The sequence below is a fragment of the Imperialibacter sp. EC-SDR9 genome, assembly GCF_902498805.1.
Taxonomy (GTDB): Bacteria; Bacteroidota; Bacteroidia; order Cytophagales; family Cyclobacteriaceae; genus Imperialibacter.
In genome coordinates this window covers 75,735-100,589 of the sequence record NZ_LR701594.1, presented here as the reverse complement: position 1 = coordinate 100,589, position 24,855 = coordinate 75,735, and the positions used below count along the sequence as shown (strand labels likewise).

Annotated in this window: 28 protein-coding genes; 15 read left to right on the top strand and 13 right to left on the bottom strand. The window is 47.8% G+C overall.

What is annotated here, in order from left to right; all coding sequences use genetic code 11:
- The first annotated feature begins 179 nt into the window (after positions 1–179).
- Positions 180–608, top strand: coding sequence for an OmpA family protein (locus tag GC130_RS19230; RefSeq protein WP_151999977.1), 429 nt, complete (start codon positions 180–182; stop codon positions 606–608).
- An 87-nt stretch (positions 609–695) separates the two neighbouring features.
- Here GC130_RS19230 and GC130_RS19225 read toward each other — a convergent pair whose 3' ends face one another.
- Together GC130_RS19225 and GC130_RS19220 are read right to left on the bottom strand one after the other, a co-directional pair.
- The gene (locus GC130_RS19225; RefSeq protein WP_151999976.1) at positions 696–1,229 is read right to left on the bottom strand and encodes a fungal transcription factor regulatory middle homology region domain-containing protein; all 534 of its coding nucleotides are present in this window, start codon (positions 1,227–1,229) and stop codon (positions 696–698) included.
- A 336-nt stretch (positions 1,230–1,565) separates the two neighbouring features.
- Positions 1,566–2,357 (bottom strand): hypothetical protein, encoded by a 792-nt coding sequence (locus tag GC130_RS19220; RefSeq protein WP_151999975.1) that lies wholly within the window; start codon positions 2,355–2,357, stop codon positions 1,566–1,568.
- A 1,190-nt stretch (positions 2,358–3,547) separates the two neighbouring features.
- Between GC130_RS19220 and GC130_RS19215 the strand changes: the two genes are divergently transcribed.
- A complete protein-coding gene (locus tag GC130_RS19215) occupies positions 3,548–6,154 on the top strand; it encodes a glycoside hydrolase family 3 C-terminal domain-containing protein (protein WP_193217914.1) in 2,607 nt (868 codons plus the stop codon).
- A gap of 237 nt (positions 6,155–6,391) precedes the next feature.
- Here the strand turns inward: GC130_RS19215 and GC130_RS19210 are convergent, their stop codons facing one another.
- From GC130_RS19210 to GC130_RS19195, 4 genes are all read right to left on the bottom strand, one after another.
- On the bottom strand, positions 6,392–7,429 hold the full coding sequence (locus GC130_RS19210; protein WP_151999973.1) for an NAD(P)-dependent alcohol dehydrogenase: 1,038 nt from the start codon (positions 7,427–7,429) through the stop codon (positions 6,392–6,394).
- Between the two features lie 95 nt (positions 7,430–7,524).
- The gene (locus GC130_RS19205; RefSeq protein WP_151999972.1) at positions 7,525–8,100 is read right to left on the bottom strand and encodes a Crp/Fnr family transcriptional regulator; all 576 of its coding nucleotides are present in this window, start codon (positions 8,098–8,100) and stop codon (positions 7,525–7,527) included.
- Positions 8,101–8,345: 245 nt separating this feature from the next.
- Positions 8,346–8,693 (bottom strand): hypothetical protein, encoded by a 348-nt coding sequence (locus GC130_RS19200; protein WP_151999971.1) that lies wholly within the window; start codon positions 8,691–8,693, stop codon positions 8,346–8,348.
- A gap of 271 nt (positions 8,694–8,964) precedes the next feature.
- Positions 8,965–9,276 (bottom strand): hypothetical protein, encoded by a 312-nt coding sequence (locus GC130_RS19195; RefSeq protein ID WP_151999970.1) that lies wholly within the window; start codon positions 9,274–9,276, stop codon positions 8,965–8,967.
- 330 nt (positions 9,277–9,606) lie between these two features.
- Between GC130_RS19195 and GC130_RS19190 the strand changes: the two genes are divergently transcribed.
- Together GC130_RS19190 and GC130_RS19185 are read left to right on the top strand one after the other, a co-directional pair.
- Positions 9,607–10,506: an AraC family transcriptional regulator gene (locus GC130_RS19190; RefSeq protein ID WP_151999969.1), complete on the top strand. Its 900-nt coding sequence runs from the start codon at positions 9,607–9,609 to the stop codon at positions 10,504–10,506.
- A 284-nt stretch (positions 10,507–10,790) separates the two neighbouring features.
- A complete protein-coding gene (locus GC130_RS19185) occupies positions 10,791–11,813 on the top strand; it encodes an aldo/keto reductase (protein WP_151999968.1) in 1,023 nt (340 codons plus the stop codon).
- 157 nt (positions 11,814–11,970) lie between these two features.
- Here GC130_RS19185 and GC130_RS28655 read toward each other — a convergent pair whose 3' ends face one another.
- From GC130_RS28655 to GC130_RS19175, 3 genes are all read right to left on the bottom strand, one after another.
- Positions 11,971–12,129 carry a hypothetical protein gene (locus GC130_RS28655; RefSeq protein WP_193217913.1) on the bottom strand — a complete coding sequence of 53 codons (159 nt, stop codon included), beginning with the start codon at positions 12,127–12,129 and terminating at the stop codon, positions 11,971–11,973.
- 71 nt (positions 12,130–12,200) lie between these two features.
- On the bottom strand, positions 12,201–12,470 hold the full coding sequence (locus GC130_RS19180; RefSeq protein WP_193217912.1) for a type II toxin-antitoxin system RelE/ParE family toxin: 270 nt from the start codon (positions 12,468–12,470) through the stop codon (positions 12,201–12,203).
- Positions 12,467–12,664, bottom strand: coding sequence for a hypothetical protein (locus tag GC130_RS19175; protein ID WP_151999966.1), 198 nt, complete (start codon positions 12,662–12,664; stop codon positions 12,467–12,469). Before GC130_RS19175 ends, GC130_RS19180 begins: the two co-directional genes overlap by 4 nt.
- Before the next feature lie 184 nt (positions 12,665–12,848).
- On the opposite strand from GC130_RS19175, the gene GC130_RS19170 reads away from it, so the two are divergent.
- The 10 genes from GC130_RS19170 to rimK all read left to right on the top strand — a co-directional run bounded on the left by GC130_RS19170 (position 12,849) and on the right by rimK (position 21,136).
- Positions 12,849–13,925: a sensor histidine kinase gene (locus GC130_RS19170; protein ID WP_151999965.1), complete on the top strand. Its 1,077-nt coding sequence runs from the start codon at positions 12,849–12,851 to the stop codon at positions 13,923–13,925.
- Positions 13,915–14,628, top strand: coding sequence for a LytTR family DNA-binding domain-containing protein (locus GC130_RS19165; RefSeq protein WP_151999964.1), 714 nt, complete (start codon positions 13,915–13,917; stop codon positions 14,626–14,628). Before GC130_RS19170 ends, GC130_RS19165 begins: the two co-directional genes overlap by 11 nt.
- A gap of 101 nt (positions 14,629–14,729) precedes the next feature.
- The gene (locus tag GC130_RS19160) at positions 14,730–15,236 is read left to right on the top strand and encodes a hypothetical protein (protein WP_151999963.1); all 507 of its coding nucleotides are present in this window, start codon (positions 14,730–14,732) and stop codon (positions 15,234–15,236) included.
- A gap of 87 nt (positions 15,237–15,323) precedes the next feature.
- The gene (locus GC130_RS19155) at positions 15,324–16,460 is read left to right on the top strand and encodes an outer membrane beta-barrel protein (protein ID WP_151999962.1); all 1,137 of its coding nucleotides are present in this window, start codon (positions 15,324–15,326) and stop codon (positions 16,458–16,460) included.
- A gap of 64 nt (positions 16,461–16,524) precedes the next feature.
- Positions 16,525–16,857 (top strand): PadR family transcriptional regulator, encoded by a 333-nt coding sequence (locus tag GC130_RS19150; protein WP_151999961.1) that lies wholly within the window; start codon positions 16,525–16,527, stop codon positions 16,855–16,857.
- A 3-nt stretch (positions 16,858–16,860) separates the two neighbouring features.
- Positions 16,861–17,580: a M23 family metallopeptidase gene (locus GC130_RS19145; protein ID WP_151999960.1), complete on the top strand. Its 720-nt coding sequence runs from the start codon at positions 16,861–16,863 to the stop codon at positions 17,578–17,580.
- Positions 17,581–17,614: 34 nt separating this feature from the next.
- Positions 17,615–18,706, top strand: a complete 1,092-nt coding sequence (lepB, locus tag GC130_RS19140) for a signal peptidase I (RefSeq protein ID WP_151999959.1) — start codon at positions 17,615–17,617, stop codon at positions 18,704–18,706.
- Positions 18,703–19,638 (top strand): polysaccharide deacetylase family protein, encoded by a 936-nt coding sequence (locus GC130_RS19135; RefSeq protein ID WP_151999958.1) that lies wholly within the window; start codon positions 18,703–18,705, stop codon positions 19,636–19,638. The genes lepB and GC130_RS19135 overlap by 4 nt, the downstream gene beginning before the upstream one ends.
- Positions 19,639–19,645: 7 nt before the next feature.
- Positions 19,646–20,086, top strand: coding sequence for a DUF4440 domain-containing protein (locus GC130_RS19130; RefSeq protein WP_151999957.1), 441 nt, complete (start codon positions 19,646–19,648; stop codon positions 20,084–20,086).
- Between the two features lie 141 nt (positions 20,087–20,227).
- Entirely contained in the window at positions 20,228–21,136 is a 909-nt protein-coding gene (rimK, locus tag GC130_RS19125) for a 30S ribosomal protein S6--L-glutamate ligase (RefSeq protein ID WP_151999956.1), read from the top strand.
- Here rimK and GC130_RS19120 read toward each other — a convergent pair.
- The 4 genes from GC130_RS19120 to GC130_RS19105 are packed head-to-tail and all read right to left on the bottom strand — an operon-like array spanning position 21,133 to position 23,072.
- Positions 21,133–21,495, bottom strand: coding sequence for a phage holin family protein (locus GC130_RS19120; RefSeq protein WP_151999955.1), 363 nt, complete (start codon positions 21,493–21,495; stop codon positions 21,133–21,135). The two genes, rimK and GC130_RS19120, sit on opposite strands and share 4 nt — an antisense overlap.
- 4 nt (positions 21,496–21,499) lie before the next feature.
- Entirely contained in the window at positions 21,500–22,009 is a 510-nt protein-coding gene (locus GC130_RS19115) for a thioesterase family protein (protein WP_151999954.1), read from the bottom strand.
- A gap of 3 nt (positions 22,010–22,012) precedes the next feature.
- A complete protein-coding gene (locus GC130_RS19110) occupies positions 22,013–22,555 on the bottom strand; it encodes a DinB family protein (RefSeq protein ID WP_151999953.1) in 543 nt (180 codons plus the stop codon).
- A 7-nt stretch (positions 22,556–22,562) separates the two neighbouring features.
- The gene (locus GC130_RS19105) at positions 22,563–23,072 is read right to left on the bottom strand and encodes a gamma carbonic anhydrase family protein (RefSeq protein WP_151999952.1); all 510 of its coding nucleotides are present in this window, start codon (positions 23,070–23,072) and stop codon (positions 22,563–22,565) included.
- Positions 23,073–23,388: 316 nt separating this feature from the next.
- Here GC130_RS19105 and miaB point away from each other — a divergent pair, with 316 nt between their 5' ends.
- Positions 23,389–24,843, top strand: coding sequence for a tRNA (N6-isopentenyl adenosine(37)-C2)-methylthiotransferase MiaB (gene miaB / locus GC130_RS19100; RefSeq protein ID WP_151999951.1), 1,455 nt, complete (start codon positions 23,389–23,391; stop codon positions 24,841–24,843).
- Positions 24,844–24,855: the final 12 nt, after the last annotated feature.

The following is a 24,855-nucleotide window of genomic DNA, read 5'->3' as shown; positions in this document are numbered from 1 at the left end:
ACTAAACACACACCATATGAGACTTTGATAAGCCTCCTTGAGGCTTTGACCATTCTGTGCCCCGGGCCCCGAAAAATTCTTTTACCATTAGTCTCGTAATAATCAGTTTGAATGCGATTGCCCTGTTACATCATCTCCAATTGGGGAAACAAAACACTTTTCCTCGTATCTTTATCAATATGCGCTCCCTTCTGCTCATCGGCTTCGTCTTCCTCGGTTTGGCTGCCTCAGCCCAGGATACGCCTGCGCCCGCCCCACCCACCGGCCTGATCCAGAAAAGCATCTTCTTTGGCGGCGGCAGCTATTACGTAGACGAAGAACAAACACATGAGCTGCTACAACTGCTCGACACCATCCCCAATATTGAGCTTTACCAGATCAGCATCTACAGCCACACCGACAATATCGGCGGACAGCTCTACAACAAATGGCTCTCCGAAATGCGCAGTCAGGCAGCACTGCAAAAACTCATCATCATGGACATCCCCCTGGAAAACATCTCCATCAAAGCTTTCGGCCAGGAAAATCCCTACTTCGACAACAGAAAATGGGAAGGCAAACTCCTCAACCGGCGGGTTGATATTATTTTCTGGCCGATAGTGTTTTAGGACGCTAGTTCGAGCCTGCGGCTTTAGCAACTGGGCTAATGCCAGTCTGGCTTTACTGTCAGGACTAGCAGGACCTTAGTATACAGACTAGCGAGGGGCACTATCTTCTTGCTCTTCAGTATCGTCAATTGTGTAGACAATTTCCTCAGGGTCATCATGAACCTCTCTGTAGGGATTATGTATGCCTATCATGTAGGCAACTATCACTGCCCACACTTTTCTCTTTACATACATGGCGACCTGAACGTAGGTTGGTCTTGTCTCCGGGTGCAAATGATATAAAATGATTAAAATGACCAGTGTCTGAACAATCAGAACCAGAGCGTTCCACTCTCCTTTGGCAGCCAAAACAACTTGATTAACTAGCACAAGAGCAGAATAGGTGTACAGGCCCCATTTTTTGCTGCTCCATAGTCCTATCATACATATTAAATTGACTACGGCTACGAAGCAGGCATATGGGCCAAACCAGGAGCCTATTTGTCTCGCAATTTCTGACAAAATCATAGGAACCGATAAGCCCACACCAATGAACCCAAGTACACATATAACAGTGATGGCGGCGGGTCGCTTTACTATTTCGCTATTTGGCTGGCTTAAAACTCCTGTTTGTGCGGTCATTTATCTTCCTTTTATCAAGCGTCGAAATTAAGCATTAACATTTGGTAAAAATAGGAATAGTTTCTGCCGCAATATGCGTAAGTGACAGCCCCTGGAGGGAATCTGCGATGATCAGTCCGGAAAATTACCAGTTGGCAACATCACTCAGTGCCAGTTTCTGGCCTTGTGGCTTGGACTGGCACTTTCTGGCCGATTGTTTTTTAGGTACGAGCAGGGTGGTCTTTTTTGAAAGACAGCCTGGTATTTGTCACGACGCTGAAGTCCGCAAATAGCACTGACCGCCGTAGCTGTGATTCGTCGCTGAGGAACGACCAGGCCAGAAAAGTATCAACATCTTTATTTCAGGGAATATTCCTTGCGCAGCGCCAGCAATATGGCAGCGTTCACATCCATGTAGGTATTGAAAGGAATCATACGAGTAGATTTGAGATTATTGGTGTGGTAATAGCCCAAAGCATTGGTTATGTCGAGCCTGTCGATTTTTTCCGGCTGGGAGAGATGGAACGGAATATATTCGTCGCTGTTTTCATACTCGGCCATCCTGTCAAAAATACCGTTGCTAAGCAGTTGGTATTGAAAATCGTAATCCATGTGGTTGATCATAATAGGTTCGATGTATTCATGATAAACCGACGCTTCCAGGGCCTGCCTTTCCATGAGGTAATCAATGGCCACCGAGAGATCGCCCACCAGCTTTTGTAATTCCCTGCTCTTGAAGTACCTGAGGGAGCCCGAGCTTTTTAACTGCTCCAACACCACCGTTCTGGGTGTAAATATCACAGGTGTCCTCACCGTAGTGGCCCAAAGAAAATTGATTGAAAGATCCTTCGAGGTGGAGGTAAGGGCACTGTCCTTGAAAAACCTTACCATGTATTCAATCGCCTGCTCTTTTTTGATTCTGCCCGCCACTTTCGCTACCACCGTGACTGAGTCATTTTTTAGCTCCTCGTAAAAGCTCTTGGCCAGCTCGTTTGCCTGCTGACGTTCAAAGTATTCCTCCCGCAGATTGTCGGCAAGGAATCCGAAAAAGACAGCCAAAAACAATAAGACAAACTCGAAAACATATTTTTTCCAACGCTGGGGCCCATTGATTGGGTTGAGCGGATTGGCGATTTCAGAGGAGCTCATGAGGGTGTTAGGAAAGTGAGTTTAGAAAGGCTAATAAAGGAGGTTCGGGCACAGCTGGTTTGCTATCAAAGATAATAAGGCACCCAATAATATCTCACTGGCAGGACGTAATTTAAACTTCCCCGCCGTGGCTCGTGTCTTCACCAGCGACCTCCTGCGTTAGTCATCATTACCGCTCCGCCATCGGCGGGTAGACATTATCTTCTGGCCGATTGTGTTTTAAATATATCCTGCCCTCACCAAGCCCACAATTCTCCGCTGACCGAAAACGATAATTTCACAGGACTTTACTTTAACGTGAGTTCGACATAAGAATGTAACAAAACATCACCGAGGGGCGTCATTGCGGAAATTTTCTTCAAATATTTTTCTGATCTGAAGAAAATTATCCGTTCCACGTCGGCGCAATCTCCGCCTCAAGACATATGAGATTCCGGGCTGCCCGCCTGAGATAAATATTGCCCTTTCTGAATTTAGGACAATATTTTCCGAAATGACGACGATTATTAGTCGAGATGATGTTCTCTCTCCGAAACTACCCTATCTACTTCCCTCTTTTTTCTTTCTGACTCATGTTATCAGCTATCTGCTTCTCTTCGTTTGGTTTTCAGTTCGCCTTTAAAGGTATCTCAGTGCCCATTTTCTAGCAGTAGCTCATCTTTCCGACTACCTGGTTTACCTTCATCGTATTTCGGTTTGGCATTTGCCTTCATCATTTCCATTCTCTTGCTAACAAGAGCCAAAATTTTGGGTACTACATACAAAAATTCGGGTATTACATAGGAAATTTCGGATGTCAGTTGCGGATTTTTGGATATCACATAGGAAAATTCGGATGTCGGTTACCCATTTTTGGTTTCCAGATAAAGAAATTCGGATGTTGGTTACCAAATTTTGGTTTCCAGATAGGGAAATTCGGATGTTGGTTACCGATTTTTTTGAGTGAGATAAAAAATTTTTGGTATCATATACGAATTTTTGGATGTTAACTAACATTTTCAAAGCATGTGAAGACACATGCCTTAACCGTGGATGTTAACGAACATCTTTCAAGCATGTGACGACACGGGCCTTAACGCTAGGTGTGTTTAGGGTTGTGTCTTCACAACCCGTCCATGCCTTTGGCAGGCGAGTCCCACACATATCTCCAAAGGATTTACTATTTTCATTTTTTAACCTACTACCTACCTATGAAACTACTGCATCGTTTACCTCTATTTGTCAGCCTGTGCCTTGGCCTGTCGGCCTGCCAGGAAAAGTCTCCTGACGCCAGTCTGCCCCCCTATCAAAACCCCGCCCTGCCCATCAGCGAGCGGGTGGATGACCTGGTGGGCCGAATGACGCTGGCACAAAAGGTATCGCAAATGACCAATGCCTCCCCCGCTATTGATTTCCTGGGCATTCCGGCCTACAACTGGTGGTCGGAGGGCCTCCATGGCATGGCCCGGGCAGGAAAAGCCACGGTGTTTCCACAGGCCATTGGCATGGCGGCTACGTGGGACGATGACCTGATCTTTGATGTGGCCACGGTGATTTCGGATGAGACCAGGGCCAAGCACCACGACTTCGTGCGAAAAGGCAAGCGATTTCTTTACCAGGGCCTCACGCTGTGGTCGCCCAATATCAATATTTTCAGAGACCCCCGCTGGGGCCGTGGGCAGGAAACTTACGGTGAAGATCCCTTTCTCACGGGCTCCCTGGCTGTCCCCTTTATTAAAGGCCTGCAGGGCGACGACCCCGCTTACCTGAAGACGGTGGCCACCATCAAGCATTTTGCCGTGCACAACGGCCCCGAGCCCGAAAGGCATGAGTTTGATGCTATAGTGGGCCTGAAAGACCTCAGGGAAACCTACCTTCCTCAGTTCAGAATGGCCGTGCAGGAAGGCCACGCCTACTCAGCCATGTGTGCCTACAACCGCATCAACGGCGAGCCCTGCTGCGGCAGCAAAAGCCTGCTCACCTGCACACTGAAAGGCGAGCTGGGCTTCGACGGCTTTATCGTGTCGGACTGCTGGGCCATTACCGACATCTGGAAGTTCCATCAGGTGGTGGAAACCGAAGCAGAAGCGGCGGCCATGGCAGTAAAAGCGGGCACAGACTTGAGCTGCGGGGAGGAATACCTGTCGCTGGTGGAAGCTGTGGAGAAAGGGTATATCACCGAAGCGGAAATTGATGTGTCGGTGAAGCGCCTGTTCAAAGCCCGCTTTAAGCTGGGGATGTTCGATCCCATTGAGACGGTGAAATACGCTCAAATTCCCTACAACATTGTAGACCAACCAGCGAACCAGGCCCTGGCATTGAAAACAGCCCGGGAAAGCATGGTGCTGTTGAAAAACGACAACCAAACCCTGCCGCTCAAAAAGGACTTGAAGAAAGTGGCGGTGATTGGCCCCAACTCCGACCAGTGGCTGATGCTGCTGGGCAACTACAACGGCGTGCCCTCCAAAGCAGTCACGCCACTGGAGGGCATCACCAACAAGCTGGGAGCCAATACGGAAGTGGTGTTTGCCCAGGGCTCGGAATACGCTGAAGGCCTGCCCATGTTCTATACCGTGCCTGCCAATGCCATCAGCGGGCCCATCAAAGCCAGCTACTTCAACAACAGCAAGCTGGAAGGAGATGTGCTTTATACGGAAGAAATCGATGCGCTGGATGTGAACTGGAACGATGGGGCGCCCAGAGAAGACCTGGATGACGACAACTTTGGAGTGCGCTGGGAAGGACAAATCACGGCGCAAAAGACGGGCTACCACCAGCTGGGCGTGATCACTACCTGCAACACACAGCTTTACTTTGAAGGCAAAGAGGTAGCCAAAACGGTCTATCACTTTGGCGATGAATATGGCGATCCCCGGCTGCGGAAGTCGGAGCCGATCCATCTGGAAGCGGGAAAAACCTATAGCTTCAAGGTGGATGCGGGCGAAAACTACGCCGATGCCATGGTGCAGCTGGTGTGGGCCGAGCCCAAGCCCGACCTGATGAAGGATGCGTTGGCTGCTGCCAGGGGTGCCGATGCGGTGATCATGTGCATGGGCCTTACACCCCGCATGGAAGGCGAAGAAATGGATATTAAGGTGGATGGATTTAACGGTGGCGACCGTACCAAGCTGGGCCTGCCAGCGGCTCAGCTCGATTTGATCAAGGCCATCCATGCCCTGGGCAAGCCGGTGGTGCTGGTGCTGCTCAATGGCAGTGCGCTGTCTATTCCGTGGGAAAACGACCATATTCCGGCCATTCTGGAGGCCTGGTATCCGGGCCAGGCCGGAGGCACCGCCATAGCCGATGTTCTTTTTGGCGACTACAACCCCTCGGGCAAGCTGCCGGTTACCTTTTACAAGTCGGTGGCTGACCTGCCTGCCTTCATCGACTACCACATGACCACCCAAACCTACCGCTTCTTCAAGGGCGAGGCGCTGTATCCGTTTGGGCACGGCCTGAGCTACTCTACGTTCGGCTTTGCCGATTTGAGCCTTCCGGCCGAAAGCAAGCCTGGCGAAGCAGTGCCGGTGAAAGTTACCGTTACCAACACAGGGTCAGTAGATGGCGACGAGGTGGTGCAGCTGTACGTAGCGAACAAGAACCGACCAGCCGATGCGCCGATCAAGAACCTGGCGGCCTTCGAACGGGTGCACCTAAAGGCAGGCGAAAGCAAAACGGTGGAATTAACGATTAGAAAGGAGGCTTTTCAGACCTTCGATGCTGAGTTTAACCTGGTGAATGTGCCGGGAGAGTTTGCCATTTCGATAGGGAACTCTTCGGCGAAAGATGATTTGAGGATGGGGTTGGTGGTGCGGTGAGTGAGTGAAAAACCCTCCAAGGGGTTGTCCGTTGCAGGTCAGCAAGCTGTCAATGCGTACAGGGAGAAGCTGGCTGAAAAGAACCCTTGGAGGGTTTTATTACAAGCGTTCGCTAAATGCGGAACCCCTGCTTCCTTGGCCTGTCCCCTGACAGGCCAACTTTCAGGTCACTTATAAATAGCGCCTATATTATTCTTTTCGATAAGATGCTGTCGGGGGACAGCCCACGGGAAAAACCTACACTGATATTTTAAGATCGTTGACCGGGCGGCTCACATGGCCTCCCTGCTCATCGCCACACACCACCACAGCCACATTGCCCACCTTGCGCCCCGACGCCACATAGGCATGCGCCTCAGCGATGTCAGCCAACTCAAAGCACCTGTCGACCACCGGCTTGTAATGCCCTTGCTCAGCCAGCTGTTTTAAGAAGGCCAGGTCTTCCTTTTTCCAATAGAAGTTCGACGACGCTATCACTACCTTTTTGCGCCTGAAAAGGGAGGTGTACATGGCCGCCAGCATGTGCCGCAGGCCAAACTCGGTCAGCAGGTATTTGCCCTTTGGGGTCAGCAGGTTCATGCACTCTTTCATGGAAGTTTTGCCGACGGTGTCAAACACTATGTCGTACCGTTTGTTGGTGTCGACGAAGTTTTCTCTGGTGTAGTCAATCACTTCATTTGCGCCAATCGACTTCACCAACTCAAGGTTTTTGGTACTGCACACCCCCGTTACATGGGCGCCAAAGTACTTCGCCAGCTGAACGGCGGCAGTGCCCACCGAGCCCGATGCTCCGTAAATGAGCACCTGGTGGCCTTTTTCTATTTTGCCCTTTTTCTTCAAATACACCAGCGCCGACAATGGGCCATTCACCATGGTAGCCGCTTCTGCAAACGACAAATTTTGTGGTTTCAGGTACATCAAAGCATTTTCCGGAAGGCATTTGTATTCGGCATAGGCACCAAAGCTGAGGCCGGTGTAGCCAAACACCTGGTCGTTTATCTGGTAGTTTTTCACTTTGCTCCCCACGGCCTCCACCACCCCCGAAAATTCGATACCCAGGACTGGTTGCTTTGGTTTTCTGAACCCAAACATCAGGCCCACCGGCAGCTTCAGCAGCGGCGGATGATCGAAGGCTCTCATCTTGGGGTCTTCGGCGGTCACCGAGGTAGTGTATATTTTAACGAGTACCTCGTCGCTCTTTGGCACAGGCTTTTCAACCTCAGCCATTTGTAACACGTCAGGTTTTCCGTACTTTTTGAATACTACTGCTTTCATGCGAATGGTTATTTTGTTTTGAAAGCCACCTGCTCCGGGGCCCTTTTCAAAATAACGGGATTCGACAAGGCAGGAATTTGACTTAGGTCAAATAATCACTCGGACGAAACCTTTGCCCTGATGCGGGACAGCGTTTCCAGCGAGACGTTCAAATAAGAGGCAATAATGGTGACGGGGAGGAATTGAACGATCTGGGGTTCCTTTTCGAGCAGCTTCAGGTAGCGCTGGGAAGCATCCAGGGTTTGAAACTCCCTGAGCCGTTGTTCAAACCAGACGGCATAGTACTCGATAAACATTTTGTCGAGCATCATTACTTCGGGGTAGGTATTTTTCACTTTACCAAAGCGGCCGTAGTCAATAATAGTCACCTCCAGTTCAGTCAGTGCCTCCACATACACATCTCCCGGCTTTTGCATGATGTAGCTGTCAAGCGATACCGCCACGTCGTCATGAAAGTAGATCTCAGTCGTAATCTCCTTATGGTTGTGGAGATAAAACTTCCTCGCTATACCCTCCTTGATCAGCAAGTGAGCGGTGCATACCTGCCCGGGTCGCAGCAGGTGGGCGCCTTTTGAGAATTTTTTATCGACAAATACCTTTTCCAGCTCTGCATGAATCTCAAGATCGAGCTTGTAGGATAAGTCTTTGATCCGTTTGATGTATGGGTTCATTTGTCGCTCTCCGGTTTTATCAAAATAGCGTGGCTAACGAATATACGGAATCATCCTGACCTGGGGTGTCACATCTAAAGGACGGGTGGCAGGGCCAAAAGCCCCTCAGTTACCATTTAAATGTTAAAAAAACGTTGCAGACTCTTTGATGGGGCTTTTAAGCAAAACACACACTGTGGCGGGCTTCCAGTTTCTCCCTCCTCCGGTTGCAAACCAGAAAGAGCACAGCCCTTACTATGCATTGTTTAAATTGCTAAAATTAAATTGCCGAGAATGATACTGACAACGATCGCAAGCATCATATAACCAACCGGAGCCCACTTGGTTGGCTCATTCGATTCATCATAGCCTGGGTTGACTGACTTGATTTTTCTCCGAACAAATTCGACTAGCTCCACGTCCTTCAACCCATAAAAGTTGAAGGTCGCCAGTTGACTACTCCAGCTTGCCAGGGTGTAAAATTTTTTACGTTCACCAGTCTCTTCGTCAATGTATTTAATACCTATCATAGTTGGGCTGATAAGTGCGATCTGATAGATATAGAGAATGCTTTCATAGGGAATTGTTTCTTCATATGTAATTGTTTCAGTCAACAATTGGCTATTTGATGCTTTAACTCCTCTCAGCTTCCCAAATGTTCGAACGTACGCTACGGACAGAAGAAAAAGCAATACTATAGGAAATATCAGTTCGACTGTCGTTTGTTCTGCATTGAAAATTGCCAACAACAATGACGTACCAAAAATGATTGGAAAAAGGTACTTAACGAATAATGTCAGTGATGAACTTGAATGCATGACTCATGGTGTATATGTCAAGGCAAATATCTTTGGCCATTCAATACTATGATCCTGAACAACCCTCCTAGCTGTATTTCCTCTTCAAAAAGTTGGTTATCTTCCTTTCGAAGTCAGGCCAGGCTGTGAAGGGAAAAATCGTGCTGGCAGTGAGCAAACTCATGATAGCTGCGATAAAAACATTAGGGTAACAAGCATCAACAACTATCTCCCCCTTGCGGGACGTTATTTGTGCCCCAATCAAAGCTGACTTCCGAACGATAACACTTTTCTTTGGCTTTGAGCCAAAAGCCGTACATGAGCAATTGGAGAATTCGCTCTTTAGCGCCAGCACCAAGTCGTCGACGCCGGGGAGCACTTGTGTTGCCTGAACTATCATAGTAAGTTGTTTCTATTCTGCATGTTTAAGTTACAAATAAATAATGGAACTGCAGGGCCAGATTAGCAGAAAGGCTATTTGGTTAGGAGTTTCAGTGACCTAATTCAATTTGGCTGACTTTCAAATCCAATCACCCTCTGTTGCCGTGGCTCGTGTCTTCACTAGCGACTTTTTATGTTGGGCGTTACCGAGGAAAATGTAAAGATGAGCGTGTTGTAGGTGCATGGGACACGACCCAAGGCGGAGGTTTTCTAACTTCATCATCTGAAAAAAGCATCTTCAAATAGGAGCACCCCACTCAATCTTATTTGATTTTTATAACTTTGACAGATGATAAAGCCTCTAACTCTTGATGAACTCTACGAGAAGAAACTCCACCGCCAGCCCGGGACTATCCAGGGGGGCGTTGGTCAGTTCAATGTATTTAACTACGAGGACTTTATTGGCCCCGACCCCAAGCCGGTGCCCTATAGCAGGCGGGAGTATTACAAAATCAGCTTCCTGATCGGCAGCATCAGGTACTTCTATGCCGACAAAACGGTAGAGGTGAAAAACGCAGCACTGGCATTTGCCAACCCCATGATTCCCTACAACTGGGAGCGCCTGAGTGAGAATCAGTCGGGGCACTTTTGTGTGTTTACAGAGGAGTTTTTTACCAACTTTGGGGCCATCAGAGACTACCCCATTTTCCAACCCGGCAGCACGCCCATTTACGAAGTAGACCCGGGCAACATTGAAGAGATCAACAGGTTTTACCTTCAGATGATAGAGGAAATCAACTCTGATTATACCTACAAGTACGATCTCATCAAAACACTGGTGATCCAGCTAATCCACAAAGCGATCAAGCTCCAACCAGCTGAGGCCTCCCTCCACTCCCAGTCCAGTGCCAACGACAGGATCTCATCCCTTTTTTCTGAACTGCTTGAACGCCAGTTTCCGATTGAGTCTCCCATCCAGCGAATGAAGCTCCGGTCGCCCAACGATTTTGCCAATAACCTCTCGGTGCACATCAATCACCTGAACCGGGCATTGAAAGCAACGATGGGGCAAACCACTTCGCAGCTGATCTCCAGCCGCATTATGCAGGAAGCGAGGATTTTGCTGAGGCACACCAACTGGCAAATCTCAGAGATTGGTTACTGTCTGGGTTTTGAAGAGCCATCGCATTTCATCTCGTTCTTTAAGAAAACTGAAAACATTACCCCCCGACTCTACCGCACGCAGTAGCAATTGTTTGATTTTTGATACTTTTTGATTGAAGCGGGCTATAGCTAATCCACCTGCGCTGCGCACCTTTGTGAGGCTGCTTCATACTGCATGCGCACAATGTAGTTTTGTTAAGAGGTTCAGTTGCTCAATTCAATTTTTCACCCCAGCCCTAAAGGGAGACGAATCATAATTAGTAGGGCCCTTTAGGGAATAAAAGGGTAGAATGCTCTTAACAAAACTACATTGTGCGCACGGTAGCTGATAACGCAGTCAAACTAACTTTTAACACAAAACCAATTACAATGAAATACAACTATATCGGCGATACGGGACTAAGAGTATCGGAGCTCTGTTTTGGCACCATGACCTTCGGTGGGCAGGATGCGGGCATGTGGAGCAAGATAGGGCAGCTGCAGCAAAAAGAGGTGAACGACATGCTGGGCGCTGTCATTGAGTCTGGCATCAATTTTATCGACACGGCCAATGTCTATTCCTTTGGGCAGTCGGAGCATCTGCTGGGCAAGGGGTTAAAGGACGTGGGCGCCAAAAGAGATGAGGTAGTGCTGGCTACTAAGGTGCTGGGGCCTATGGGCTCACAGGCTAACAATGTGGGGCTGTCCCGCTACCATATATTCAATTCGGTAGAGGCCAGCCTGCAAAGGCTGCAGGTAGATCACGTCGACCTGCTGTATGTGCACGGCGTTGATCCAAGGACATCCATTGAAGAGATAGTAAGGTCGCTCAACGACGTGGTAGACAGTGGCAAGGTGCGCTACATCGCTATTTGTAACTGGCCTGCATGGATGGTCGCCAAAGCACAAGCGGTGGCTCACTATAACGGATGGCACAAGTTCATTGGCTTGCAATACCATTACTCGGCTGCGACCAGGGACATTGAGCACGAGCTGGTGCCGATGGCCGCTGACCACAAGCTGTCGATCTTTCCATGGAGTCCTCTGGCAGGCGGCTTCCTCTCCGGCAAATACACCAGAGAGGGCAGCAGTGATGCGAACGGAAGACGGGCCAATTTTGATTTTCCCCCACTGGACAAAGAAAAAGCTTATGATTTGGTAGAGGTTATGGACCGCATAGCAAAAGCACATGGAGTAACCACGGCGCAAATAGCCCTGGCATGGGTGCGGCATCAACCCGGCGTCACCAGCACCATTATTGGCGCCAAAACCCCTGACCAGCTAAAGGCCAATATCGACTCTACGGAGATAGTGCTCACAGCCGACGACCTGGCCAAAATAGAGGAGGTCAGTCCGCTGGCATCCCAGTATCCGGGCTGGATGGTGGAGCGGCAAGGTGAGTACAGGAAGTAGAAGTGCGGTTAGTGAGAGCGCTTTTGGTTAAAAACAGGAAGGCTGTCAATGTTGGCAGCCTTCATCTTTTCAGTGGGTGGGCGGCTGAGGCTTCGGATGTTACCGGGTTCCTGCTCTTCATGCTCCAAAAACCGCACATCCCCAGTTCTATGATATTTTATGAAGTATGCTGTGGAGACTTTCTTTCCTTCATATCCGACAGATAGGCCTTCATTTGTTCAAAGGTCATATCTTGCATATCGATATTCATTTTGTCTCGTATCTCCCGAAGTTTTTTGACGAGCCCTTTTTCAGTTTTCACTTTTGCTTTAGTCATATCTCAGAAACTAAGTAATGATCCTTTGCCAGCCTGACAATCCTCATTGCCAGTGCAGGTGCGTTAAATTGTTATGGAAAAAGCTTGTATATGTCTTTTCTGTGAGCAACAATTAGAAAGCGGAAAGTGTTTTCGTTGATCTTCTCGAGTCCAATCCGGTACTCACCAATTCTGATCCTGTAGTAGCTTTTAAAGCCTGTCAGCTTCTTTATGCTTGCCAAATCTTGTATCGAGTCTGACTTCTCGAGTTCGAGAATAAGCTTTTCTATTTTGGCATAGAGCGACTTGTTCTTGATTTTGTCAAGCGATTTCGCAAATGACTTATCAAATTCAATAGTCACCGAGCCCTCAATTTGGCTAAAATTGAATTACGGTCAACTGTTTCGCCTGTCTTGACAGCGTCCATAGCTGAGCCAATAGCAAAGTCCTCAAACTGCTCGTCGGCAAGGCTTATTACATTTCCGCCTAGTTTTTTGGCAAGGTCTGACAAGAGCTTGTTGCTTTTTTTGTCTGCCTTAATAATGATCGCTCCCATTTCGATAAGTTTCAATAAAGATATGAATAATTGCTGAAGGTTGGGCTTTTTGCGCTATCAACACCAGACCAAACCATCGATTTGCCATTATTTTGCGGAGACATCAATCTTGCTGTTTCACTCAAAACCTTACACTGGCGCAACCATTTCTGCAAAATCCGTTAAACACCGCATATAGCACATTATGCGTCGACTGGCACCCAATTTATTTGATGTTAACAATCGGTTGTATGCCCACCTGCTGTTTTGGGTGGCGTACTATTTCTACCGGGTATATATGTATATTGAGTACTATGAGTACTCCCCCATTACCCAATTTGTGGAGCTCCCTGTAAAAGTAGCCGTTGTTTACGTGCATATGTACTTCCTCATGCCGAGGTTACTTAGGCACAAAAAGTACTTTTACTACGGCATCAGCCTGATTTCCCTGGTATTTGTGGCCACGGTTTTGCAATCGGAAGTCGTCAGGGGAATGATCGCTTCAGGCATCTATCAGTTTAACCCCGAGTTCCTCTATTCGCCCCGAAAATTCAGTGCCACAGCCAGCCATATCACGATGATCCTCTTCGTGACTTCAGCCATCAAAATCATGAAGGACCAATACCTGCTACAGCAGAAACTGCAAAAAGTGGAAAGCCAGCGGCTGCGAAACGAGCTGACCTTTCTCAAGACCCAAATCAACCCTCACTTCTTTTTTAATACCCTCAACAACCTCTATTCTCTAGTATTGAACAAGTCGGACAAAGCAGCCGATGCAATACTAAAGCTCTCTTCGCTAATGGAATACGTTATTTATGAATCAGACAAGAAGAAGGTAAGCCTCCAATCGGAAGTGAAGCACCTGCAAGACTACGTGGAGCTGGAAAAGCTCAGGTTTGGTACCGAGTTAAAGCTGGAGATGGTGTTGCCGGAAGAGGTTGCGGGATATGATATTCCACCCATGTTGCTCATTCCCCTGGTAGAAAACTGCTTTAAGCATGGAAAGCCTGACAAAAACGGGCTCTTTACGATCAACATCGAGGCAACTATAAAAGGAAAGCACCTGTGTTTTAGCACCTACAACACCAAAGTATCCCACCCTATCGAAAGGGGAAAAGCCACCTCGCACTACGGAGTGGGCCTTCAGAATGTCATGCGTCGCATCGAGCTGATATATGGAAAAAGAGCGGATTTTAACATTAAAGAGCTCCCTGAGAGCTTTTCGCTGACGGTGCAGCTACCACTGGAAGACCAAAGAAAGGAGGTGCCCCTTGAAGCTTAACTGCCTGATAGTGGACGATGAGCCGCTAGCGATTGAGGTCATTCATAACTACCTGGAACGACTCGACAACCTACAACTTGTGGCCAAGTGCAGGCATGTAGCGGAGGCCAATACCTGGCTGAAAAATACGTCAGTCGATGTAGTATTTCTCGACATTAAAATGCCGGAAGTTACCGGGCTCGAGTTTGCCAGAACGCTGGGAAAGACCCCTCTGGTTATTTTCACGACAGCCTCCAGGGACCTGGCCGTGCAGAGCTACGACACCCACGCTGTCGACTACCTGATCAAGCCGATTAGCTTCGAAAAGTTTCTCAAAGCAGTAAACAAAGCGTTTGATAGAAAGAAGGAGCTCGATCTGCTGGCCGGCTCAGTGCAGCACAAGACGCTGCTTGTTAAAGCCGAAAACAAAACCTTCAGAATTGACGCTGACGAGATCCATTTTGTGGAAAGCATCCGTGACCACGTGGTTTTCCATCTGGCAAATGGGGCCTCGGTTATGTCTTATACCTCCATCACTGCCGTTGAAAAGGATTTGCCTGAGCTGGACTTCGTGCGAATCCACCGCTCCTATCTGGTGGCCATCAGGCACATAAAAGCCTTTAGCAATTCTCACATCGAACTACCCAACACTACCCTGCCCATTGGCCGCACCCACAAAGACGACGTGCTTCAGCGGCTAACCCTGCAACACATTCATTTGTAGGGTGAAACTTGTCGTTCTCCAGCGAAAACCCTCTCTTTAAAGGTGCGCTGAAGCAAATACTCGCCTGCCACGTTCATTGAGTATGGTCAACTCAGAACAACATGAACTGGATTTTTTCATCTTTAGCCGCAGCACTTATATGTAGCAGCGCAGCGGGCCGACAGCTAACCATCTACTCAACAGGCTTCGGCAACAATGCAGAGCAAATCATCGAACAAGCCAGGTTTTATGCCGATGAGCTAAACATTGCATCCGGGCAGCCTCTCATCGTTATGGTGATGCTTTCCGACAAGCTGCCGGACAATATCAGCGGCATGATGGTGCACGATGAAAATGAGGTGCTGCACCTGCGAAACGTAATGATCAAGCTGAATGCAGCACTGCCTGCCGACGACCTGAGCCGGGCGCTGGCCCACGAAATGGTGCATGTGGCGCAATACGCACGTGGAGATTTGATGCGGATAAACAACACCATGTTTCGCTGGCAGGGGCAGCTGATATTTGATTCGGCAAGCATCCCCTACCGACAGCGGAAATGGGAAAAGGAGGCTTTTGCCAAAGAAGAAGAATTGAGAAAGGCTTACAAAAAACTAATCTCTCGCCAATAGAAGCCTATTAACCGGAAATGACAATTTTTTTTGGTTGTTAGATGTGATGTGACATAGGTATATTCAGCGTTTAGTTGTTAATATACCATGTCACAATCACTGAAACCTATCCTGGCGCTATTGCTGCTCGCACTTCCTTACATGCTCACCGCTCAAAAGGAGGCTTACCTGAAAACAAAAGACATCCTCTACTACGGCGCTATTCACGGCCTGGAAAAGCCCAATCCCAACAAAGTAACCTTCGAGTTTAACAACGGCAATAAGAAAGATTTTACGCCGGAAGAAGCCCTCGAATTTGGCCTGGCTGATGGCAGAAAGTGGGTATCGAGAGAATTTCAGGGCAAAAAACAGTTTTTCGAGGAGCTTGAAAATGGGAAGGTGTCTTTGCTGCTTCAGGAGCAGGGCAAAAGCAAATCCTATCTGCTTGAAAAAGATGGGGAAATAATTGCCCTGGATGAAGAAAATGGCTCCGATAATTACTATAAAGACGTGCTTTCAACGCAATTGGAAGATTGCTACCTGACAGAGAAGACGATTCGGCTGGCCAAATACAAGTCGGCCAACCTTACATATTTCATTTCACAGTACAATGACTGTGTGCACAAGCCCTTCCCTAAGTTCAGGGTAGGCCCGGCCGTCGGCGTCCGAATGTACCAGAACGTGATTGAAAGCAAATTCTTTCCTAATGTTCCCGAAGAGCACATCGCTCCGTCAATTGGCGCTTATATTGAACTGCCGCTTTCCTATAGGCCTCAAATTTTCTTAGTCACCCAGCTAACTGTAGCCCATTATTCATTTAGTACCCAAAACCAGTTCAGCAATATTGAAACTGGTATCACCTCTCAAAACACGCACTACCTCAAACACACGGACCTCGACATCCCGCTGATGTTGAAGTACCGGTTTCCCTACTATAAAATCTCACCCTATATCCAGGCTGGTCCCGCCTTTCAAATGGGCCTTTCTACCAAAGCTTACTCTCTTACCGACCGTTACCAATTCCTCAATGGACAAAACACCCTTATTGAGGAAAATGGCTATGTCGACTCCGGGGCGCTCAACAACAAATATTTCGGAGCCATGGGTGGCGCAGGTGTTGAAATCCCCATCAACCCCTATATAACCTCCGTTATTGGTGTCAACTACTCTGTCTACACAGCCGATGTAAACACGGGAAGCAACAAAAAAACCTACCCTGAGTTCTTTGTAGCCATTACTTTTTAGGTAATACCTAATTTTCTTAGGCATTCACTTGACAATACATAAGACTTCTATATATATTTGCCTTATGTATTCGAAAGAACTATTAAAAGGAACACTTCAAACCATCGTTTTGAAGCTGCTGGCAGAGAACGGCAGGATGTACGGTTACGAAATCACTCAAAAAGTGAAAGAGCAAACTGAGGGTAAAATACAACTTACCGAAGGTGCTTTATATCCTTCTTTGCACAAACTGGAAGCCGAAGGGCTGCTGGTCACCGAAACCGTCAATATTGGCAAACGTATCAGAAAGTACTACTCTTTAACACCGAAAGGCGACGTACAAACTGCCAGTAAACTTGAGGAGTTTGCCAGCTTTATCAGCACCATGCAATTTTTGTTGAACCCTAAAACCTCTTAAGTCATGAGAGAACTCACAGAAGCACAAATCAAAACCGTAGAGCAGGCAATCGCTGCTCAGTGCGGTAAAACAGTCCTTGGCAACGAGCTGCTTGATCATACTTGCTGCGCCATTGAAGCATACATGGAGGAAGGGCATTCATTTGACTTCGCTATGAGTATTGCCATCAGCACATTTGGCACCAACGAAATGAAAAAAGTAAGCAAGCAGGTGAAGAGAACTCGCCGGTATTACCAGTTGAAGAAACAGCCGCTGGGTTGGATCACGCCTATGATGGCCATAGGGCTGCTTTTTATTGTAGTAAATGTTGGTGCCAAAGACAGGCCCGACAGAAAGCCTACTGATAAGGATTTCAGGGTTAGTTCAGCTTTTGGGCAAAGAAAGGACCCCTTTGATAAAAAGACCAAGATGCACCTTGGTATCGATATCGTAACGCCTACGGGCACTGCTATTGTAGCCACGGCAGAGGGTATGGTTGAAAAAGTGATCAACGACCCGGATGGCTATGGCATTATGGTCACCCTCAAGCACCACGAAGGCTATCAGACAGTATATGCCCAGCTTTCTGAAGCCAAAGTAAAAGTGGGCGACAGTGTGAAAAAAGGGCAGTTGATAGCTTTATCAGGCAGCTCTGGAAGATCCACAGCCCCCCACCTCCACTACGAAGTGATACACAACGGAAAAAGAGTTGACCCATCGCAATACTTCGGAGAAGCAAAATAAGCCGCATATTCTTCACTGATTAATCAAGTTTCCGATGATTGATACCATGCCTGCAAAAGCGGGTAAACAGAAGAAGTCTGCCCTTAGAGATTGGGGAGAGTCTATCCTGTTTGCCGTCGTGGTGGCCACGCTTTTCCGCTGGCTGCTGTTCGAGCAGTTCATTATTCCCACGCCCTCCATGGAAGGAACCATGCTGGTGGGGGACGTGATTGTAGTGAGCAAGCTGCATTACGGCACCCGCACCCTGGCCACTCCTATCCAGTTTCCGCTCACTCATCAAAAGTTCTGGGGCACCGAAGTCCCCTCCTACCTCAACTGGATACAACTGCCAATGTACCGGCTGCCCGGTTTGAGAGACGTGAAACGGATGGAGCCTGTGGTGTTCAACTATCCTTACGAAGACCAGCACCCCACCGACCTGAAGTCGCACTGGGTTAAGCGGTGCGCAGGCCTGCCGGGCGACTCGCTGAAAGTAATAGACGGCCTGCTTGTGGTAAACGACGGCGTCATGCCGTTGCCAGCTCACCTGCAGTCAAGCTATTTCATTGCGGGCAAGCAGCCACTGAAAGACCGTTTCTTTGAGGCCAACAACATAAGTGAGCATCAGGAAGTGAGGGGTGGCTACTATGTGCAGACCGAACCCGCCACCGCCGAAGCGATCAAAAAGCTCCCGTTCATTTCTAAAGTAGAGCATGTAGAAATGAACTACAGCTCAGGTGAGTCGGCCAGCTTTCCAAAGGCAGCACCACATGGCTGGACAACAGATAATTTTGGCCCGGTATGGGTGCCGGCAAAGGGAGACACGATTGAAATCAATGAACAAAGTCTGCCGGTGTATGGCGGAGTGATAGTCCGCTTCGAAGGTTGGAAAAATGCAGAAATCATAGACGGAAAGCTCTATATTAACGGCTACGAAACGAGCACTTACACTTTCCAGCAAAATTACTACTTCATGATGGGCGACAACCGGCACAACTCTGAGGATTCCCGCACCTGGGGCTTTGTTCCGGAAGACCACATCGTCGGCAAGCCTGTCATGGTATTGTTTTCTTCGGAGGAAGGTCCCTGGTACACATTGCCGGTGAGGATTCGCTGGAACCGACTATTTAACCTGATCAAAGAATGAAAAACAAACTGCTTGCCCTACTCCTTTTTGCCACCCTTGGTGCAGTAGCACAACCTAAGACAATGGCTATCACCATCGACGACCTTCCTGCACAAATGGGTGGTCATGATTCCGTTGCGTTGGTGGAATTGAACAAAAAACTCCTTGCTCAACTCACCGAAAGAAAGGTACCTGCCATTGGGTTCGTTAACGAGCAGAAGCTATACCGTGGCGGCAACATCATTGACTATCGCTACGAAATGCTGGCCGCCTGGCTCAGCAGCGGGCTCGAGCTGGGCAACCACACCTACAGCCACAAGGACTACAATCAGCTGACACCAGAGCAATTCTTCAAGATCATTGAAAAAGGTGAGCCCGTTACCAAAAAGTTAATGGCTGAGGCTGGAAAAACCTACCAATACTTCAGGCATCCCTACTTGCATCGGGGAAACACCGAAGACAAGGTAAAAGCTTTGGAGGAGTACCTGTCGGCACAAGGGTACATCGAAGCGCCCGTTACCATCGACAATTCAGAATGGATTTTCGCCAGCGCCTTCGACAAGGCATTCAAAGCGTTGGACAAGGCCATGATGGACAAGGTAGGCACTGCCTACATCAGCTATATGGCCGAAAAAGTAAAATACTATGAGCAACAAAGCCTGAAGCTTTTCGGCAGGCCCATTGCCCACACCTTGCTCATTCACGAAAACATGCTGAACGCTCACTACCTGGGAGAACTGCTGGACGCTTATCAGGCTTTAGGCTACAGGTTCGTCAGCCTTAGCGAGGCACTGAAAGACGATGCCTATACTACGTCAGATCATTTTGTAGGAAACGGCGGCATCTCCTGGATGGACAGATGGGCAGTTACACAAGGCAAAAAAGGCGACTTTTTTAAGGGTGAACCCCGCTGCCCCCAGTTTGTACTCGACTATTCCGGACTCTCAGAATAAGAAAAAAATGAAAACCATATTTCTTCTCTTTTTACTCTCCTACTCGGTAGCGGCCTACGCCCAAATCGATGACGAAACGATTATCAGGAAGAATATCGCCGCCTTTTCTGACGCCATAGTTCACAGGGACACAGAGGCCATTGCCAATGCCTACACTCCAGACGCATCGATCTTCCCAAACGGGTTTGACATCATCAAAGGAACCAAAGACATTAAGTCATATTGGACACCAAGGTCAGGCACTACTACAACCTTCCACAAAATATATCCGGTGGAAATTGTCGTCAATGGCAGCACTGCCTATGACCATGGCTACTATGAAGTAAGCGGCATCAATGATGGCAACCCGTTTCAGGGCGTGAGGGGAAAGTATGTGATTGTTTGGAAAAAGATGGATGGGCGATGGAAAATCTACCTGGACATTTGGAACCGGGCTGTTTCAAAATGATTTTTCCAGAGTGGCCCGCTGCTGCCTTCCTTCAGCGGCTGGCTCATATATTTTCATCAGCCTCTCCAACTTTTTTGGACTATTGGTGAATTAGCCTACCTTTCGGCGACATTAACCACATTAGAAAAAAGTCTCTGTTTGATGAAAATTGCCATCCTGTCTCGCAATGCAAAACTCTATTCTACCCAACGACTGGTCGAAGCTGCCCTACAACATGGGCACGAGGTGGACGTGATCGACCATCTGAAATGCATCATTATCACCGAGCAGAAAAAACCAGCCATTTACTACAATGGAAAATACCTGGAAAACTACGATGCCGTCATTCCAAGGATAGGTGCATCGGTGACCTTCTATGGGTCGGCGGTTGTCAGGCAATTCGAAATGAAAAAGGTGTTTTCAACTGTGGAATCTCAGGCGCTTATCCGATCCAGAGATAAACTGCGCAGCCTGCAGATACTCTCCAGAGACGGACTTGGCCTGCCTAAAACAGTCTTCACCAACTACAGCATGGATGTGGATGAGATCATCTCAGAGGTGGGAGGTGCGCCTGTCATTATCAAGCTTTTGGAAGGAACTCAGGGGCTTGGAGTAGTGCTGGCCGAAACAAAAAAGGCTGCTGCGTCGGTTATCCAGGCTTTTCACAACCTGAAAGCCCGGATCATTGTACAGGAGTTTATTAAAGAATCTAAAGGAGCTGATATCAGGGCGTTTGTGGTAGATGGCAAGGTGGTGGGCGCCATGAAAAGGCAGGGCAAAGAAGGTGAGTTTCGTTCCAATTTACACAGGGGCGGCAGCTCCGACATCATCAAACTGAGCAAGGCAGAAACTGCAGCAGCCATCAAAGCAGCCAAAGCACTTGGGCTTCAGGTAGCTGGTGTCGACATGCTGCAGTCATCCAGAGGACCATTGATTATTGAGGTGAATTCGTCACCTGGTCTCAAAGGCATTGAGTCTGCTACCGGGGTTGACGTCGCCGGCAAAATCATCCAGTACATCGAAAAGAATGCGCCTCTAAGCAAAATTCAGAAAGACAAAATCAACGCCTAACGACGACGGTCGGGGTTGTCTGATTTGGCGCTCAACTCATTCAGCATAGAATTGATGATGGAGAGAATAAGACTGAACGCAAGGGCCCACCAAAAGTTATCTATGTAGAAACCATCGATAAAGTAGTCGGCAATCATAATGATCAGTGCGTTGATCACCAAAAGAAACAGCCCCAGCGTTAAGAAAGTAATGGGAATAGTAAACAACACCAGAATTGGCTTTAGTGTGACGTTGAGCAACGAAAGAAACACAGCCACCAGAAATGCAACCCAAAATCCTTCGACAGTAACCCCCGGCAATAAGTAAGAGGTAAGGATTACTGAAATAGCTGAGAGTAGAAGCTTGACAAGGAAATTCATATGGCTATAGTCCGTCCTTTATTTGTTTAATTCTTTCGTTAAAAGTAATCAAATTATGGTCAAATCCTTCAATGGAAGCGGCTTTCAAATAGTTTTCGATCACTTCCGGATGATCCGCCGACCTACCTTTCATTACATCAATATAGCGAAGATGCGTCCATAGCACTGTCTTGAGCTGCGTCTTTTCCTTGTTGAGCATCACATATTCTACCAGCACATTCTGTTTGTCGTGCCATATAATCCTGGAGATCAGCGTTACCCACTCCCCCATCATCGCCGCCCTCACATAGGCGATCTGGTGATTGTACACCACCCACGATTGTTTGTATTTGATGAAGATTTCAGATGGTTCGATATCGTAAAGCTTCGGTACCTGGTCTTCCCTTGCATTGAAGAAATAGTCGAAGTATTTGGCATTATTCAAATGCTGTAGCGGGTCGCAGTCCTGAAAGCGAATCACCGCCTTCATTTCTGTCTCCTTAGGGTATTTCCTATCGGGGTCGTACTTAAACATAGGCTACAGGCCGTAACGCCCTTTCAATATGTTCATGTGGTGCTGCAAATGGCCCGCAGTAATGAATACGATCGCTGCCACACTGGCCGACTTCCCGTTTGAAATCCCCGTCCTTGCAATGGCCTCTCTCGTGAAGGAAGAATAAAGCAGAATGTTGCTCTTCCTCAAATGGCTAAACTGCAACAGCAGGCTTTCAGGGTTGACCTCGGCAAGGTCACTTTCTTCAACATAGCCGTTTTCATCAAATCCCGGAAGCTCGTTTTTATCACCTCTGGCAAACGTGGCCGCTCTGAAAGCAAACACTCTTTCGGCGTCGACAATATGGCCGAGCACCTCCTTTACCGACCACTTACCTTCGGCATAACGGTAATCCCATTGGCTCTTTTCAATTCTTTCCAGCATGAAAGTAAATGCATGCAGTTGATCCTCAAGAATATGAAACAAGTTGCCTGAAGGGAGAGCATCCACATACTTGTGATAGAATGATGGATACTCCTCATAAGCTGGTCTTTGATCCAGCACCTGCGAAACTAAATAATGACTCATAGCAACTCTATTTAAACCATTCTGAATACTTGATATAATTACCAGCCGTGCGTGTGAATATCTGACGAAGTTCTTCGCTTACAGGCTTTACTTTCCTGGCAGGCACGCCGGCATAAATAAAACCACTTTCCACTCTTGTTCCCTCCAGCACTACGGCCCCTGCGGCAATCAAAGCCTCCGACTCTACCACCACGCCATCCATCACTATCGCTCCCATGCCCACCAGTACATTGTCGTGTATTGTGCAACCGTGCACAATGGCGTTGTGCCCAATCGAAACATTGCTACCAATAGTGGTTCCAAACTTCTGGTAAGTACAGTGAATCACTGCACCGTCCTGGATATTCGTATTGTCACCTATTTTAATGACATTCACATCACCCCGAACCACCGCATTGAACCAAACCGTACAATTGTTACCCATTTCTACCTCACCCACAATGGTTGCATTCTCTGCAAACCAACAATTAACTCCGAAGCTGGGGTATTTGCCTTTTACGGCCTTGATTAATGCCATAGGAATGACTTTGATCTACTTTCTTTTACAAGTAATAACATAATAACGCAAACATAATTGCGCCCGGTTAGTTTACCAACCAAGCGGCTTTCTATTATAGGGAACATGCGATAAGAAATTGCTCTGTGGCTTTTTGCATAGCAAGCGAAACAGAGTTTTAGGTAGGTTTAATTATTTGATGTATGAAAATAAGAAGGAGGCTTTTTGTCTCCTTTTTATTTTACTGCCATTCTGTCATTTTCATGCCCAATTGTTAACTTTGCACACTTATTGAATGAGGTGCTGCTTTTGCGCTCCCAGTTTGTGTTTAAAGCATATGGATCAAATAATTAACGACATAGACATCATCTCTCCGGAGGAAGCCGCCTGCGAGACTGTCAAAATATCGAAGGAGTCGAATAACCCCACTGCAAGAAAAATGTACATCGAGTCGTACGGCTGTCAGATGAATTTTTCAGACAGTGAAATAGTGACTTCTATTCTAAAAAAGGACGGCTTTGACACCACTTCTTCTTATGAGGATGCTGACCTCATTTTGCTAAATACATGCTCTATCAGAGAAAAGGCGGAGCAAACTGTCAGACACCGCCTTGGTCAGTTTCAAACCGTAAAAAAACGCAAGCCGGAAGTGCTCATTGGGGTGTTGGGCTGTATGGCCGAGCGACTAAAGTCAAAGTTGCTGGAGGAAGAAAAGATCGTGGACCTGGTAGTGGGCCCGGATGCCTACAGAGACCTTCCTCTACTGGTGGGGCTGGCTGAAGAAGGCGAAAAAGGCGTTAACACATTTCTTTCGAGAGAAGAAACCTATGCCGACATCAGTCCGGTCAGGCTCAATTCCAACGGTGTAACGGCCTTCATCTCCATCATGAGGGGCTGCGACAACATGTGCTCATTCTGTGTGGTGCCGTTCACCCGTGGCCGAGAGCGCAGCCGTGACCCCTACTCTATAGTAGCTGAAGCTGCTCAACTGTTCAACGACGGCTACAGGGAAGTGACGCTGCTGGGCCAAAATGTAGACTCCTATAAGTGGTCACATCTAGAAAACAATAAGGCAAGGCTGGAGAAAGAGGGAATAGCCGACGTTGTCAACTTTGCACATCTGCTCGAAATGGTAGCGGAGGTGCACCCAGATTTGAGGATCAGGTTTTCGACCTCTCACCCAAAAGACATTACCGACGAGGTGTTGCATACAATGAAAAAGTATGACAACATCTGCAAATACATTCACTTGCCAGTTCAAAGCGGGAACTCAGCCGTACTCGACAGGATGAACCGCACCTACGACCGTGAGTGGTACATCAACCGGGTGGGTGCCATTCGCAGGATACTGGGTGAAGATTGTGGCATTTCGTCTGACATGATTGCAGGCTTTTGCCACGAAACCGAGGAAGAACATCAGGATACACTGTCGTTGATGGACTACGTGACCTACGACTTTGCCTACATGTTTTACTATTCAGAACGGCCTGGCACATTGGCAGCAAAAAAGTATGTAGACGACATAGCTCTGGAAGTGAAGAAACGCAGACTACAGGAGATCATCGATAAACAAAGGCTCCATGCACTGGAAAGAAATCGGCGGGAGTTGAACAAAGTACACACTGTACTGATTGAAGGAGCTTCCAAAAAGTCTGATTTACACCTTCAGGGTCGCAATTCAGCCAACAAAGTGATCGTTTTTCCAAAGGAGCATTTCAAAAAAGGACAGTATGTAGATGTGCTCGTAAAAGAATGCACAGGCGGAACACTTCTTGGCGAGGCAATTAAGTAATCACACTTTTAT

Coding starts and splice junctions, on each gene's coding strand:
- GC130_RS19170 (WP_151999965.1), top strand. CDS start 12,849: ATGCGTCGACTGGCACCCAATTTATTTGATGTTAACAATCGGTTGTAT.
- miaB (WP_151999951.1), top strand. CDS start 23,389: ATGGATCAAATAATTAACGACATAGACATCATCTCTCCGGAGGAAGCC.
- GC130_RS19175 (WP_151999966.1), bottom strand. CDS start 12,664: ATGGGAGCGATCATTATTAAGGCAGACAAAAAAAGCAACAAGCTCTTG.
- lepB (WP_151999959.1), top strand. CDS start 17,615: ATGATTGATACCATGCCTGCAAAAGCGGGTAAACAGAAGAAGTCTGCC.
- GC130_RS19145 (WP_151999960.1), top strand. CDS start 16,861: ATGAGAGAACTCACAGAAGCACAAATCAAAACCGTAGAGCAGGCAATC.
- rimK (WP_151999956.1), top strand. CDS start 20,228: ATGAAAATTGCCATCCTGTCTCGCAATGCAAAACTCTATTCTACCCAA.
- GC130_RS19220 (WP_151999975.1), bottom strand. CDS start 2,357: ATGAGCTCCTCTGAAATCGCCAATCCGCTCAACCCAATCAATGGGCCC.
- GC130_RS28655 (WP_193217913.1), bottom strand. CDS start 12,129: ATGACTAAAGCAAAAGTGAAAACTGAAAAAGGGCTCGTCAAAAAACTT.
- GC130_RS19120 (WP_151999955.1), bottom strand. CDS start 21,495: ATGAATTTCCTTGTCAAGCTTCTACTCTCAGCTATTTCAGTAATCCTT.
- GC130_RS19190 (WP_151999969.1), top strand. CDS start 9,607: ATGATAAAGCCTCTAACTCTTGATGAACTCTACGAGAAGAAACTCCAC.
- GC130_RS19195 (WP_151999970.1), bottom strand. CDS start 9,276: ATGATAGTTCAGGCAACACAAGTGCTCCCCGGCGTCGACGACTTGGTG.
- GC130_RS19155 (WP_151999962.1), top strand. CDS start 15,324: ATGTCACAATCACTGAAACCTATCCTGGCGCTATTGCTGCTCGCACTT.
- GC130_RS19230 (WP_151999977.1), top strand. CDS start 180: ATGCGCTCCCTTCTGCTCATCGGCTTCGTCTTCCTCGGTTTGGCTGCC.
- GC130_RS19110 (WP_151999953.1), bottom strand. CDS start 22,555: ATGAGTCATTATTTAGTTTCGCAGGTGCTGGATCAAAGACCAGCTTAT.
- GC130_RS19185 (WP_151999968.1), top strand. CDS start 10,791: ATGAAATACAACTATATCGGCGATACGGGACTAAGAGTATCGGAGCTC.
- GC130_RS19225 (WP_151999976.1), bottom strand. CDS start 1,229: ATGACCGCACAAACAGGAGTTTTAAGCCAGCCAAATAGCGAAATAGTA.
- GC130_RS19215 (WP_193217914.1), top strand. CDS start 3,548: ATGAAACTACTGCATCGTTTACCTCTATTTGTCAGCCTGTGCCTTGGC.
- GC130_RS19150 (WP_151999961.1), top strand. CDS start 16,525: ATGTATTCGAAAGAACTATTAAAAGGAACACTTCAAACCATCGTTTTG.
- GC130_RS19160 (WP_151999963.1), top strand. CDS start 14,730: ATGAACTGGATTTTTTCATCTTTAGCCGCAGCACTTATATGTAGCAGC.
- GC130_RS19205 (WP_151999972.1), bottom strand. CDS start 8,100: ATGAACCCATACATCAAACGGATCAAAGACTTATCCTACAAGCTCGAT.
- GC130_RS19135 (WP_151999958.1), top strand. CDS start 18,703: ATGAAAAACAAACTGCTTGCCCTACTCCTTTTTGCCACCCTTGGTGCA.
- GC130_RS19115 (WP_151999954.1), bottom strand. CDS start 22,009: ATGTTTAAGTACGACCCCGATAGGAAATACCCTAAGGAGACAGAAATG.
- GC130_RS19130 (WP_151999957.1), top strand. CDS start 19,646: ATGAAAACCATATTTCTTCTCTTTTTACTCTCCTACTCGGTAGCGGCC.
- GC130_RS19210 (WP_151999973.1), bottom strand. CDS start 7,429: ATGAAAGCAGTAGTATTCAAAAAGTACGGAAAACCTGACGTGTTACAA.
- GC130_RS19105 (WP_151999952.1), bottom strand. CDS start 23,072: ATGGCATTAATCAAGGCCGTAAAAGGCAAATACCCCAGCTTCGGAGTT.